Source organism: Nocardia jiangxiensis NBRC 101359 (genome assembly GCF_000308615.1).
GTDB classification, from domain to species: Bacteria; Actinomycetota; Actinomycetes; order Mycobacteriales; family Mycobacteriaceae; genus Nocardia; species Nocardia jiangxiensis.
Map to the genome: position 1 here is coordinate 77,924 of NZ_BAGB01000063.1, position 13,657 is coordinate 91,580.

Genomic DNA, 13,657 nt, shown 5'->3' on the forward strand with positions numbered 1-13,657 from the left:
GTGCGAGGAACGAGTATCCGACACGGGGCCGACCGGTGAGACTCAAGGGGCCGCCAACCGCCGGAGCGAAGCGGAGGCCAAAATTAGCTGCGTGTTACCCGCTGGTAGATGCTGTCGAAGCCGTCGTTGGCCTTGCGCATCACGATCTCGTACGGCCAGGCGAACTTTCGCGCCCACCAGTAACCGAATCGCACGTCGAACGAGGTGTGCACCAGGAAGCGATTGCGCTCGATACCCCGCAGGATGATCGCGGCCACCTGCTCGGGCGTCTTGGCGTGACGCTGAAACTGCTTGATATACCGTTGAATCCGCGGATCGTCCTGATTCACCCCGGCGATCTCCACGCTGCGCACCAGCGGCGTGTCCACCGCGCCGGGCACCACCAGCCGCACCGAGATCCCGTGTCGCGCCAGATCGAACCGCAACACCTCCGACAGCCCGCGCACACCGAATTTGGACGCGCTGTACGCCGCATGCCACGGGAAGGCCAGCAGCCCGGCCGCCGAGGACACGTTCACCAGCGCGCCGCCGCGCCCGGCCCGCACCATCGGCGGCACGAAATTCTCGATGACGTGGATCGGGCCCATCAGATTGACATCGACCATCCGACGCCAGTGCCGGTGCTCGAGATTCTCCACCGTGCCCCAGGCCGAGGTCCCGGCGATATTCATCACCACGTCGAGACTGCCGTGCCGATCGTGCACCTCGGTCGCGAAGGCGGTGACCGCGTCGTAATCGGTGAGGTCCAGATCCCGGGCGAGCAGCACCTTGCCGCCGTCGTCGCCGATGACCCGGACCGTGTCCGCCAGCCCGTCGGCGGCGATATCGGTCAGCACCAGTTCTGCACCCTCGCGCGCGGCGGCCAGCGCCGTCGCCCGGCCGATGCCGCTGGCGGCTCCGGTGATCAGAACCTTCTTACCGCTCACGGATTTCAGGCGATCGTGCACACCGTTCCTCTGCTCATGCGGACGCCGGACCGATCCGATGATCGGCGCTCGGCCACTTGCCGTGCTCCCCAGGAGCATACGGGGTGCATCCGTACGCGGACCCGGATCCGTCCCCTATGCGCCCAGCACGTGCAGCATCCGGGACACGGCCGCGGGCCAGGTGAACTGCTCGGCGCGGCTGCGCGCGGCACGCCGGCGATCGGCCGATGGGCGCGCGAGCACCTCGGTCACCGCCCGCGCGAAATCCGCCGGATCGTTCGCGGCGACCGCACCACATTCGGCGGTCACGATATCGGCCAGCGCCGAGGACCGGCTGGCCACCACCGGCGTCCCGGCCGCCAGCGCCTCGAGCGCGGCCAGGCCGAACGTCTCGTGCGGTCCGGGAGCCAGCGAGACGTCGGCGCTGGCCAGCAGGGTCGCCAACCGGGTGCGTTCGGCGATGAAACCGGTGAAGTGCACCGCGGAACGACCATCGGGCAGCGGCGTCAGCCCGCGCGCCCGGCGTTCGAGCGCTTCGCGGCGCGGACCGTCCCCGGCCACGATCAACCGTGCGTCCACCCCGTCCCGGCGCAGTGCGCTGATCGCCTCGATACTGCGATCCACCCGCTTCTCCACCGACAACCGTCCGCAGTGCACCAGCAGCGGATTGCCCGCGGCGGCGAAACTCGCCCGCACCACCCCGTCGTGCCGGTGCGGGGCGAACATCTCCAGATCCACGCCCAGCGGCACCAACTCGACGTTCGGCGCGTCGATCCGCGCGAACTCCGCCCGCGCGAACTCCGTTGTGCACACCACGATGTCGTAGTCCTGGGCGGTTCGCCGATTTGCCACGTCGGCGGCCCGGCGGGCCATCGGCCCGGGCAGCGCCTGGCCGATCAGCCGGTCCAGTCGTTCGTGCGAGATCATCACCCCGGCCACGTCCCGCTTGCGCGCCCAGCGCCCGAAACCCCGCAGCGTCAACCGATCCGACACCTCGAGTACGTCGGGCCGCAATCCGCTCAGCACATCGGCGACCCGGCGCGGATCGACCGCGCGGTAGCCGTGCGTCCAGGGAATCTGTAAGGCGGGCAAAGTGATTCGAAGTACTCCACCGGGCAGGATCTGTTCGTCCCGACGCGGTCCGGGCACGATCAACACGACCTCGTGTCCGGCGGCCACATATCCCGATCCGAGATGATGCAGCGCCGTCCGTAATCCCCCCGACCGCGGCCCGTAGAAGTTGGCCAGCTGAACGATGCGCACGCGCCTGATCGTCCAGCGGTATACGGCCCAGCGGGGCAACACCGAGTGAACAAGGATGGAAGTATCGCCGACCGACTGGTGCAGCCCGGCCCGGGATGGGTTCGCACGGCATCTCCGAATGGGATCACCACAGCCCAGACAGCGCCGCGATCCCCTGGGGAGGCTACTGCTTGGCGGTCCGCGACACCCGGGGAAGTTCCAGATCGAGCGGAATCCGCCCGGCCGACAGGTGCGTCCGGACGGCCTCGGGCGGCAGCGGCCGCGCGATGAGGAAGCCCTGCGCCCGATAGCAGCCCAGCCCGACCAGGGTGCGCGCGGCGACCGCCGTCTCCACTCCCTCGCCCACCACGCCGAGCCCGAACGACCCGGCCAGGCCGACGATGGATTTCACGATCGCCAGATCATCGGTGCTGACCCCGAGCCGCTGCACGAATCCGCGATCGATCTTCACCGCGTCCACCGGCAGGGCCTTGAGGTGCGAGAGCGAACTGTAGCCCGTGCCGAAATCGTCGATCGCGATCTGCACGCCCATCCGCTTGAGCCCGCGCAGGGTCAGCTGGGTGCGCGCGAGATCCTGCACCACGACGTGTTCGGTGATCTCCAGGCAGACCGAACTGCCGTCGATTCCGTTGCTGCGCAGGGTGTCCTCGATCGATTCCACGAAATCCAGGCTGACCAGCTGCACCGGCGAGACGTTGATCCGGATCACGACGTTGGAGGCCAGGCCCTGCTGGCGCCACTGCGCGAATTGCGCACAGGCGGTGCGGATCACCCAGCGGCCGAGTTCCCCGGCCAGATTCGTCGCCTCGGCGACCCCGACGAACGCTCCCGGCGGCAGTAGTCCGCGAGTGGGATGCTGCCACCGCACCAGCGCCTCGAGCGCCACGATCCGCCCGGTGCGCAGATCGACCTCGGGCTGATAGTGCAGCAGCAGCGAACCGTCCGAGACCGCGCTGCGCAGGTTGAGTTCGACGTCGTCCTGCAGTTCGAACTGCGCGCGCATCGCGTCGGTGAACACCGCGACCCCGTTGCCGCCGCCGGACTTCGCCGACAGCAGCGCGTGATCGGCCCGGCGCAGCACGTCGGCGACGGTCGCCTCGCCGGGAATCCCCACGGCCACACCGACGCTCGCGGCCCGGCTGACCGACTCCTCCCCGACGGTGACCCGCCGGGCGATGAGCTGCTGCAAGCGGGTGCCCTCGAGTTCGGCCTCGACCGCCTCCATGGGTTTGGCCGGGACGATGACGAATTCGTCGCCACCCAGGCGCGCGATCATGTCGGCGGGATCCAGATGTTCGCGCAGTCGCGTGGAGAGCGTGCGGATGAAATTGTCGCCCGCGGTGTGTCCGAGGAAGTCGTTGAGCGCCTTGAGCCGATCCAGATCCAGGAAGAACGCGGCGACCGGCCCCGGATTGCCCGGCTGTAGCCGCTCCTCCATGTATTCCAGCAGGGCCCGCCGGTTCGCCAGGCCGGTCAGGTCGTCGTGCATGGCGATGTAGCGCAGCCGCTCCTCGGCCTCGACCCGCGCCTGCAACTGCGCGAACAGCGAGGCGATCGCCTTGAGCACGTTGAGTTCGCGGGTGCTCCACTCGCGGTCACCCAGTTTGATGAAGCCCAGCAGCCCGATCGGCGCGCCGCGGGACAGCAGCGGGACGGCCGCGGAGGTCAGCTCGGTGATACCGGCGGTGCGGCGGGCGAGGTCGCGATACGGGGTGAACGCCTTGCCGGGCCGCACGATGACCGGCTCGGTGGCATGTTCGAAGGCCTTGAACGCGGGGTCCGGGTCGTCGAAGTAGACGATTCCCAACGGGTCCGGGTCCGGCACGCACTGCCGCGGCGGCCACTCGGCGACCAGGATGGTGGCGCGACGCTCACGATCGGTCCGTCGCAGATAACAGAAGTCCACGTCGAAATGCTCGATCAGGCTTGCGAGCACACGTTCCGTCGCCGCCACCAGGGTGGTGGCGTCGACACCCATCAACTCCGAGGCGACCTGTGTCACCAGTGAGTCGAGTGTCCGCCGAGGCACCTTATCTCCGATCGCGTCAGCTGCGGGAACTCATGCCCGGCACCGGGAACCGCCTGCTGCGGACCGTAGTGCGGGCGGCATACCTCAGACGGAACACCAACGCCATGATCTCATGGACAGGCCCGTCCAGTAGGCCCAGGAAACTGTCCTCGAGTGACGCTAGTGTATCGGCGAACTCCCGGGAAATCCCTGCGAACACGGGGTGACGGGCCGCTGCGACTGTCATGAATTCCTACTCCGTTGCTGCGCGATACCGCGCCCTTCCCGCGACCCTCCTCGTATCGGCCGGATCGTGGCCGCTGCCCGGGGTTGGTCGCTAAGGCAGTATCCGTCATCGAACAGGAATTGACCAGACATCCGGCAAATCTTCCGGAACCGGGGCCCAAGGTCCCAAATAGTCCCTGGTCAGAGCGGTGACTTTGGCAATCGGGCGGAATGGGAAGACCGGTTGGTTCTAAAATGGCTACCCAGTAGCTATCTGCGCTGGTTACACCAGGATCGAGATGTACAACTCGACCTTCGGCCCGCGCCAGATCTCGATCTCCTCGTGGTAGGCCCGGGTGATCTCAGCCGAGGCGGTCGCATCGTCGACCTGGGCCCACACATCCTCGACCGGATCGTGGTAGTCCCCGTTCGGCTCGAACCGCGCGTACACGCCGTTGGGCACCCGGACCAGCACGTCACCGGCCGGGATCACGTCAACGACCGGGTAGTCGTAACTGACCAGAACGTTGTAGTTCCCGGCCGGATCCGGGACGTACACCGTGTACAGCGGCCGATCGGCGCCATCGTCGCGGTCGCGCAGCCGGTCGCGCAGGAATTCGATCAGTTCGCTGTTGCTGACCTTGAAACTGGGCCGCACCCGCGGCACCACCAGACCACCGTAGATCGCCTGGTCGCGCAGTACGATCGTGTAACTCATCGCGGGTCGACCGCCAGATACAGCTCGATCTTGTAGGCATGCGGATAGCACTCGAGATCCCCGGTATGAGTCCGCTTGATCTGGTTGTGTTCCTCGGCGTAGGCGATCTGCGTCCACAGATCGGTCATGATCTGCGGAAAGTTCCCCACCGAGGAGAACCGCGCATAAACACCCCGCGGTAACCGCGCCACGATATGCCCCCGGGTGACCTGGTCGAACGAGCTGCACCGATATCCGACGATCTGCGTGTTGAACGTGCTCATATCCGCCGAATAATCGGTATACGCGCAGGCCAGCGGCCCGCCGAGCTCCTGGTGCAGAACCGCGCCCCACGCCGCGTCCAGATTCCGATCACGCAGTTCTCCGAGCGCGCGCCTGGGGCTTCGCACGGGCAGCCCCGCAACCCACGTCTCGTCCCGCTCGAGGATCTCAAACTGCATGGCAGACAACTCTTTCGAAAGTATTCGCGCACGCAAGCACGCATGCGCAGCCGGACACGTCCGCCCAGGACCGTCATGCTATCAACCCGCCCTGTGAGATATATCCGACACGAGCCCCCGCCAACCACCCGGTTCGCCACCCACCACCCCCACCCGGATCGCAAATTATCGGCAATTTTGCCCCGCCCCTCCCCGCAGCCCACCATGTGAACCCCCACCCCACTCCCCACCCACCAACAAACCCCTCCCCACCAGCCGATTCGGAGTCTCCCCCACCCACCTGCTACAGTTCTCCAACGTCGGTTCGGAAACGAACCACGGGGCTATAGCGCAGTTGGTAGCGCGTCTCGTTCGCATCGAGAAGGTCAGGGGTTCGATTCCCCTTAGCTCCACCTTGGGGGGCTTATTAGAACACGGCGCTAGGTCAATGCCGTGCAGTAGGACGTCAACGCCACCGCTTCCTTGCGAAGGGGTGGCGTTGCTGGTTTCTGCGGTCTGGGCATTCGGGTCGTCGGGCGCGGGCCGGTTGGATTGCCGGGCGTGTTGGACGGCGTGGAGACGGCTGAACGGTTCACGCATGCTGTGGTCGGTGATCTGTTCGTCGTCGATGTACAGGGCGTGGAAGATGGTCTGGTTCAACATTCGACGCTGTTGATCGTTGCATCGCCGATATAACTTTTGTGGGTCTTCGAGTACTTCGAGTGCCATCTCGATGAGTCTGGCGCTGTCGGACAGGTTCTCGGTTGTGCTGGCCATCCGTTCGGTCAGGCGTTGGCGCTCGCGGGCTAACTCGCGAAGTTTGACTTTGATCTTCGGCTGCGGCGTCGCCGCATCGGCGGCCAACTCGATCAGGTTGTCTTCGCGGGTGTCCAGTGCGTGCAGCTCGGTGGCGAGTTGTTTGTGGAGTAGCCGCTCGGCGACGTCCCGTTCCTCGATCACGCTGGCGATGTGCCCGCGGACTTCGAGGATGAACTCTGGGTTGAACCGGACGGTGACGTAGTGGGCTTCGACCGCGTCTTCGACGAGGGCGACGTTGATGTGCGGTGCGTCACAGGTGCCGTTCCGTCTGTTGCGGCAGAAGAAGTAGGTGTACTCGGCGCCTCGGGATTTGACGGTGTGCTGGAGGGTCATGCGCTGGGTGATGCCAGCGCGTTTGCAGCGCGCGCAGTACAGGGATCCCTTCAGGTAGTGGTGGTGCACCCGTCGACGCTCACCGGCAGTGGCACGTGAGCCGATAACGTCTTGGACCCGATCGAACAGGTCTTCGTCGATGAGGGGTTCGTGTCGGCCGCGGATTTCCTCGTCGTCGTAGTGCACGTAGCCGAGGTAGTAGCGGTCCCGCAGCATCTTGGACAGTTTGTTGATCGATACCTGTTTGGCGGGGTGTTTCAGGGTGGGCCTGGTGCGTAGGCCACGGTCGTAGAGTTCTTCGGACAAGTCATCGAGGGTGTAGCCGTTGGTGGCGTACAACTCGAAGGCGAGCTTCACCAATGGCGCTCGTTCCGTGTCGACCGCGATAGTGCGGATCTCGCGGCCGTCGAATCGGTCGATCACGTTGAGGTAGCCCAGGCGGGCGCGACCGATGGTGCCTCCGTTGCGGGCCTTCTGCCCCATCTTGTAGGCGATGTCGGCTCCGGATTCGCGCGATTGGTATTCGTTGAAGGTGGCCAGGATGCCGTGCATGAGCTGGCCGACGGGTGAGTCGTCGATGTTCTCGGTGGCCGAGACGAGGGTGACGCCACGTTTGCGGAGATCCGCCATGACAATGGCGTCATCGAGGCGGTTACGCGCCATGCGGGACAGCTTGTAGACGATGACGTAGTCGACATCACGCGCGGTGCGTACGCGGGCGAGCATTTGTTGGAAGGCAACTCGTTTCGACATCTCGGTTGCCGAGCGTCCCGGCTCGATGTATTCGTCCACGATGGTCAGGCCGAGTTGTTCTGCCTTGTTCTCGCACCTCTTGCGCTGGGCGGGAATGGAGTTGCCTTCAGGGTCGTAGTCGGTTTTGACCTGACCGGGCGAGGACACCCGCAAGTAGATGACCGCCCGGGTTCCCGGTTCCACCCCCGTCGTCGGCACGGTGTGGGCAGTTGTGGCGACGACTTCCTCCAGCGACCACTCGTCGTCGAGTTCCGCGTAAGCACTGGCCATGAAACACTCTCTCCTTTTCGTTCGCAAACAGCGGTCTCGACAGCACGGAAGCACCACCCGACCTCGGGAAGTCGTGCAGATCTTTTCGCGCAAAAATGGAGTCGATATTCACTGTTTTATCGAATGGATTTTCAATATTACCAAACCGGTCAGGTATTTCTATGCCGCCGCTGAACGGCCTTCGACCGAATCGTCGTCGATTGATATTATCGTCTCGTCGGATGTGGTCGCGTTTGTTTCTTCACCCATTAATGCAAGCGATTCGGCCAGGCTGACGATTACCCCAGCCAGTTTGCGGGCGTCTGGTGGATCGTGGCGAGAGCCGCGGACCACAATCCGGTGAGCGCCGGATTCAGAGGATACTTTTTTGTGACGCTTACTCCGTGCAGTCATGATTGAGCTCCTTCATGTGCGTCACGATCCCGACGCAGGCCGTAGCGTTCCTGAATTCCGTTCGCTGTCGCGTACCGGTGTTGCACCGCAGGAATACGTTGTTCGGGCCCCTGCGCCTTGCGCGGTGGCCTCGGGTGGGTGTTCTTCGCGCGGTGCCGGTGGTGAGGATCCGGGTTCATGCCGCATCCGGTAGCCCGATGAGCACGTCCCAATCGGGCCCGGTGTTGCTGGCGGCGTCGAGGCCGGGGCCCACGTCGTCGGTGTCCTGGTGCGTCGAGTCGGTGGGTGGCGGCAGTGTGGGCAGATCGATATCGGTGTTGCTGTCGTCGTCGAGCGTCTCGAGAAGGTCGAACTCCGGGGAGGTCGTAATGAGGGCGTGTTCGGTGGGTGAGGCGAGGGAGGCGAATATGGTGCGGTCAGTGCCGCTGACTGCGAGCAGTCCACTTCCCTGAGCTGCGGACAATAAGAATTGTTGTTCACCGTCGGAGAGTTTGAAAGCAGCCGCGACGTCGTCGATGGCTTGGGGGGCTTGGCGGAGCAGAATTTGAGTGGCGGCGTTGGAGACGATCGCGCGTCCGAGTTCGGTGGACAAAACATCAGCGGAGTCTTGGGTGGCGACAGTAAGTCCTGTCCAATGTTTCCGGCCGCTTTTCGCGGCTTTGAATAAGAATTCGGCTCCGACGGGTTGGCGCATGATGGTCCATGCCTCGTCGACGGTGACCATGCGTGGGCGTCGGGTGGCGGGGTTGGAGACGCGCCGCCAGGTCGCGTCCAGGGCTAGGAGTGTGCCGATGGTTTTGAGTTCCTCGGGCAGGTCGCGCAGGGAGAACACCACGAGTCCGGCGTCGGGTTCGGTGGTGGTGTGCCCGTCCAGGAGCCCGGCGTACGCGCCGCCGTCGACGAACGGGTGCAGCGCGGCGGCCAGATCATCGGCGGCCGTGGTACCGAACTCGGCCAGCTGATCGCGCAGCATGCCCAGGGTGGGTGCGGGCCGGGTCCAGGTGGCGGGCTCGTCGGTGATGCCGGATGCGGCGTAGGTGGCAGTCAGGGCGGTGTCGAGCACTGCTCGCTGGGTGGGGGTCTGTTCACCGAGCAGGACTTGGATGAGGGTGTGCAGGAACAGTTTCCGGCGGGTGATCGCGTCGGCAGGCGCGGTGCGGCGGCCATCGAGGCGGGTGTGGATTTCCAGGTCGAACGGGTTGAGCCGGACCCCGGGAGCACCGAGGCGCAGGTGCGCGCCGCCGACGGCGTCGGCCAAGCGCCGGTATTCGTCTTCGGGGTCGATGATCACCTGTTCGATTCCCCGGTAGAGCGAGCGCAGGATCTCGGTTTTGACCAGGTACGACTTGCCCGCGCCGCTGCGGCCCAGCACGACCATGTTGTGGTTGTGGGCCTCGGGCGCGAACCGGTCCACGAACACCAAACCCGACGCCGCGTCGCGGCCGTAGAGCACCCCGGGCGGGCTGGTGGCGGTGATCGGGTCCGGGGTCGAGAGTTGCGGGGAGTCGAACGGGAACGCGGCTGCCAGGGCGGTGGTGTCGAAGGTGCGCTGCATCTCGATCAGGTCCAACCCAACCGGCAATGTGGTCACCCAGGCTTGTGCGGCGCGGAAGCTGAGCGGGCAGGTGTCCACGAGCAGGCTCGCCGCCAGGGCCCGCACCGCGGCGATCTCGTCCGCCAGCTCGGCTTCGGAACCGGCGTGCACGGTCAAATACACCCCGACCCGGTACAGGCGGGCCTCAGCGCGGGCAACGCGGGCGGAGAGTTCGGCGGCGTCTTCGACCGCGACATCGAGGTGGGGGTCGGCGAGTCGGCCGCGGTTGGTGTCGTGCAGGCGGGAGGATTCCAGGCGGGCGAGCTGGCGGCGTAGCCGTGCGGCGGCGGTGACCGGGTCGATCGGGTCGACGTGCACGGAGATGTCGAGCCGCCCGGGGTGTGAGAGCAGCGGGGTGAGCCAGCCGGAGGTGACTTCCCGGGGAAACCCGCTCACGGCCAGGGTCGCCACGTAGTCCGACCCGACTTCGAGGTGACGGGGCCGGATCGAGAGCGACTCGGGTCCGAAACTGCATGCCTGCACGGCGGATTCGTCGTCCTCGAGACCGAGGCCGGCATCGAGGGTGTGCTCGCTGTCGCGGGCGGTGATGATCTCCCTTGGGCTGGCGAGGTCCGCTGAAGAAGCCACGAGGCTGCCCGGGTTACAGCAGCCGGCCAGCACGGTGGTGGCTTGCGCCTCGTCCAGGGCGGTCACGGTGACCCCGAGCGGGGCCAGGAGTTCGGTGGCTTCACTCAGGCGCCGCACGAGCCGGGACTCGGTGGCACGCCGCGCCGCGAGCGAGGCTCGGCCCCGCGAGCGGCGATGTCCCGGGGGCAGCCACGACAGGCCCGCTGATGGCGCGGGTGCGGCGGGGGTGTGGAGTGGTTCGCGCCAGACCAGGAGCACTTGGTGCGCGATCAGGTCTTCTGCGGCGGCGAGGTCGGTGAGGTGGTCGGCGTGATCGCGGGCGGCGGTGGCCAGCTCGGGTGACATGTCTGCGGTGGCGGCGTCCAAGCCCGACAGGTGCGGGTTCAGGTCCAGGCGTGCGGACCGGATCAGGATCTGGACGGGTTGGCGCAGCGTGTGTAGCCAGCCACCCAACTGGGCCACCAGGCTGTCTTGCTCGGCCGGGGTCCGCAGCGCGAGGTTCACGCTGCTGGCCGCGGCGATGACCGCGAGCCCGTCGGCACCGAGATCCACCACACCGATCCCGCTGGTGCTGCTGGTGACCGTCTGCGGTAGCCGCGCGGTCTCGGCGGACAACTCCGCCGGGACCGGCGGCCGAGGTCCCCGCACCGCCTCGTCGGTGACCCAGCGTGGCACCGCCGCGATGCGGCCGGGGTCGCGGACCAGGTGACGGGGCCGGAGCCGATGGCGGATCGCCGCGAGCAGCAACTGGTCGACCGAGAGGCCGTCGCGGGTGGTGGAGATCAGGACCGTGACGATGACGCCGATCGGGACCGCTCCGGCCACGAACACCAGCGGCGCGATCACCGTGCGCGTGCCCATCCACCCCAGATAGAGGAGTACTCCGGTCGCGGCGAGGATGGCGAGCTGGCGGGAGGTGAACGGTCCGATCAAGCGGTCGCGGCGCTCGACATCGGCGGGGATACGAAATGCTAAGGACCCGTTCGTCCGGGTCTCGTGGTAGCTCATTGGTGGTCACGCATCCTTTTCATCCGTTGTGCGGCAGGCAGTTGCCGGTGTTGTTCGAACGCCGGTCCCGAACAGGGTTGAGGTTCGTGTGCGAGGTCGACGGTCGGGCGCGGGTGACGTTGCGGCAGGAGTGGACCGATCGCGGTGCGCCGCAAGGTGATCAGCGGTTGGCTGCCGACGGTTTGACAGCTCTACGTGCGGTGATCGATGCCATGCGGGGGCGCTGTTCGGGCGGCGAGCAGGTGAGTGAAAGATGATCTTGAAGACGCTGGATCCGGCCGGTGTCGGTCGGGCAGGTTCGGAGATGAGGCGTGGTGGCCGCGACGTGGTGCGGCGAGGCGGTGATGGCCGTGGCGAACATGGTCGAGTCGTTGCTGCGCAAGGGATCTGGTGGTGGTTGCGGTGAACGGCGCGACGAAGATCAGCACGGCGCATCGGTCCCGCAGCGCGGTGGTCTACGTGCGGCAGTCCACGGCGATGCAGGTCCGCGAGCACGCCGAATCGACCGCGCGCCAATACGGGTTGTCCGACGTAGCGGTCAGACTCGGCTGGACGTCCGAGCAGGTCGTCATCGTCGACGCCGATCTCGGGGTGTCGGGGCGGTTCGGGTCCGACCGCGACGGTTTCCGGGAGCTGATCTCGCGGGTGTGCCTCGGCGAGGTCGGCGCGATCTTCGGACTGGAGGTCTCGCGGCTGGCGCGGTCCTCGGCGGAGTTCGCGCGGCTGCTGGAGTTGGCGCGGCTGACCGATACGTTGCTCATCGATGGCGACGGCGTCTACGACCTGGGCGATGTCAACGACCGGTTGTTGCTGGGGCTCAAGGGATCGATGTCGGAGGCCGAGCTCCACCTGCTCGCCGGACGGTTGCACGGCGCGAAACTGGCCGCGGCGCACCGAGGTGAGTTGCGGGCCCAGCTCGCGGTCGGGTTCGTCTACGACCTCGACGGCATGGTGGTGATCGATCCTGACGAACAGGTCCGCACCGCGGTGGAGGATCTGTTCGCCGAGTTCGCCCGCACCGGATCGGCCTACGGGGTCGTCGCGGCGTTCGCCGAGACGGGGCGGCTGTTCCCGCAACGCGCCTACGGCGGAGTGTGGGCGGGCCGGTTGAAGTGGGGAAAGCTCGTCCACCAGCGGGTGCTGCAGGCGTTGAAGAATCCCGCGTACGCCGGTGCCTATTCCTACGGCCGCAGCTACGACAAACGCCGGGTCCAGCCCGACGGCACGGTGCGTTCGGCGCGACGCAAACGTGCCCGTGAGGACTGGACCGTGCTGATCCACGACCATCACGAGGGCTACATCAGCTGGCAGCAGTTCCTGGACAACGAGGCCAAGCTCGCGGCCAACCAAACCGGCGTCGGTGCTCGTCCGCCGCGTGAGGGCAGCGCGTTGTGTCAGGGAATCATTTATTGCGGTGGTTGCGGCGGGCGGATGGGGACCCGATACGGCGGCGCCCGCAACGGGTTCTATTTCTGTTGCGCTGCCCGCGACCACGCCAAGACGGCGCAATGCCGCGGTGTTGTCGCCTCGACGGTGGACAAGGTCGTCGGCCGGTTGCTGCTCGACGCGGTCACCCCGGCCCAGATAGCGTCGGCGTTGGCGGTGGCCGACGAGGTCACCGACCGGCACATGCGGTCGCATCGGGCTGCCGAGCTCGCGGTGGAACGCGCCCGCTACGACGCTGATCGCGCCGAACGCGCCTTCTCCCAGGTCGAGCCCGAAAATCGTTTGGTAGCAAGGAGCTTGGAAGCACGATGGGAAGCCAAGCTCGCCGCGTTGGCCGAGGCACAAGCGGCGTTGGACACCGCGCGGGCGGCCAAACCGCCCCTGCCTCCGCGCTCGACACTGGAGGCGCTGGCCGCTGACCTGCCGGGATTGTGGAACGACCCCGATACCAGCCCCCGCGACCGAAAGCGGTTGCTGCGCACACTGATCGCTGATGTCACACTGCTGCCGACCGCCGATTCCGGGCAAGTCCGGATCGGGGTGCGCTGGCACACCGGCGCCACCGACGAGATCACCGCCAACCGCAACAGCGTCGGCCGCACGACGACCACCGCGCTCGAGATCATCCGCCGACACGGCGCGGTGAAAACCAGCCAGCAACTCGCCGACGAACTCAACACCGCCGGCCTGAGGACCGGCAAAGGACGGCGGTTCGACGCCGAGGCCGTCGCCAGAATCCGCGACACCTACACCATCCCCGCCCCACGCACCGCCGCCGTCCACGACGGCGAGCTCAGCGTGACACAGGCCGCCGCAGCGTTGGGTGTCACGACCAAAGCGATCTATTACTGGATCCGCCACGACCTCGTGCCCGCCCGACGCGATCACCAGGCG

Annotated in this window: 9 protein-coding genes, 1 tRNA gene and 1 pseudogene; 3 read left to right on the forward strand and 8 right to left on the reverse strand. The window is 66.5% G+C overall.

Features of this window, described 5'->3' with window-relative positions:
* Window positions 1-83: 83 nt before the first annotated feature.
* The 5 genes from ON40_RS28565 to ON40_RS28590 form a co-directional block, all read right to left on the reverse strand.
* The gene (locus ON40_RS28565; protein WP_051193671.1) at window positions 84-947 is read right to left on the reverse strand and encodes an SDR family oxidoreductase; all 864 of its coding nucleotides are present in this window, start codon (window positions 945-947) and stop codon (window positions 84-86) included.
* Window positions 948-1,061: 114 nt separating this feature from the next.
* The gene (locus ON40_RS28570) at window positions 1,062-2,189 is read right to left on the reverse strand and encodes a glycosyltransferase (protein WP_040827955.1); all 1,128 of its coding nucleotides are present in this window, start codon (window positions 2,187-2,189) and stop codon (window positions 1,062-1,064) included.
* A gap of 163 nt (window positions 2,190-2,352) precedes the next feature.
* Entirely contained in the window at window positions 2,353-4,167 is a 1,815-nt protein-coding gene (locus ON40_RS28575) for a putative bifunctional diguanylate cyclase/phosphodiesterase (protein ID WP_051193677.1), read from the reverse strand.
* A gap of 538 nt (window positions 4,168-4,705) precedes the next feature.
* Window positions 4,706-5,140, reverse strand: a complete 435-nt coding sequence (locus tag ON40_RS28585; RefSeq protein WP_040827958.1) for an effector binding domain-containing protein — start codon at window positions 5,138-5,140, stop codon at window positions 4,706-4,708.
* Window positions 5,137-5,580, reverse strand: a complete 444-nt coding sequence (locus ON40_RS28590) for a GyrI-like domain-containing protein (RefSeq protein WP_040827959.1) — start codon at window positions 5,578-5,580, stop codon at window positions 5,137-5,139. Before ON40_RS28590 ends, ON40_RS28585 begins: the two co-directional genes overlap by 4 nt.
* Window positions 5,581-5,899: 319 nt before the next feature.
* On the opposite strand from ON40_RS28590, the gene ON40_RS28595 reads away from it, so the two are divergent.
* A tRNA-Ala gene (locus ON40_RS28595) sits at window positions 5,900-5,972 on the forward strand.
* Between the two features lie 667 nt (window positions 5,973-6,639).
* Here ON40_RS28595 and ON40_RS56155 read toward each other — a convergent pair.
* The 3 genes and pseudogenes from ON40_RS56155 to ON40_RS49310 form a co-directional block, all read right to left on the reverse strand.
* Window positions 6,640-7,734 (reverse strand): annotated as a pseudogene (locus tag ON40_RS56155) (recombinase family protein); the annotation flags it as partial.
* Between the two features lie 159 nt (window positions 7,735-7,893).
* Window positions 7,894-8,127 carry a hypothetical protein gene (locus ON40_RS52130; RefSeq protein WP_157186446.1) on the reverse strand — a complete coding sequence of 78 codons (234 nt, stop codon included), beginning with the start codon at window positions 8,125-8,127 and terminating at the stop codon, window positions 7,894-7,896.
* 175 nt (window positions 8,128-8,302) lie between these two features.
* The gene (locus tag ON40_RS49310) at window positions 8,303-11,317 is read right to left on the reverse strand and encodes a PrgI family protein (protein WP_063713107.1); all 3,015 of its coding nucleotides are present in this window, start codon (window positions 11,315-11,317) and stop codon (window positions 8,303-8,305) included.
* Here ON40_RS49310 and ON40_RS56160 point away from each other — a divergent pair.
* Both ON40_RS56160 and ON40_RS28610 read left to right on the forward strand, forming a co-directional pair.
* Window positions 11,278-11,574 (forward strand): DUF5372 family protein, encoded by a 297-nt coding sequence (locus ON40_RS56160; protein ID WP_373281988.1) that lies wholly within the window; start codon window positions 11,278-11,280, stop codon window positions 11,572-11,574. The two genes, ON40_RS49310 and ON40_RS56160, sit on opposite strands and share 40 nt — an antisense overlap.
* Window positions 11,575-11,710: 136 nt before the next feature.
* Window positions 11,711-13,657: recombinase family protein (locus ON40_RS28610; RefSeq protein WP_040827990.1), on the forward strand; the 1,947-nt coding region annotated here is incomplete at its 3' end.

Coding starts and splice junctions, on each gene's coding strand:
- ON40_RS28575 (WP_051193677.1), bottom strand. CDS start 4,167: ATGGGTGTCGACGCCACCACCCTGGTGGCGGCGACGGAACGTGTGCTC.
- ON40_RS28585 (WP_040827958.1), bottom strand. CDS start 5,140: ATGAGTTACACGATCGTACTGCGCGACCAGGCGATCTACGGTGGTCTG.
- ON40_RS28590 (WP_040827959.1), bottom strand. CDS start 5,580: ATGCAGTTTGAGATCCTCGAGCGGGACGAGACGTGGGTTGCGGGGCTG.
- ON40_RS52130 (WP_157186446.1), bottom strand. CDS start 8,127: ATGACTGCACGGAGTAAGCGTCACAAAAAAGTATCCTCTGAATCCGGC.
- ON40_RS56160 (WP_373281988.1), top strand. CDS start 11,278: ATGCTAAGGACCCGTTCGTCCGGGTCTCGTGGTAGCTCATTGGTGGTC.
- ON40_RS49310 (WP_063713107.1), bottom strand. CDS start 11,317: ATGAGCTACCACGAGACCCGGACGAACGGGTCCTTAGCATTTCGTATC.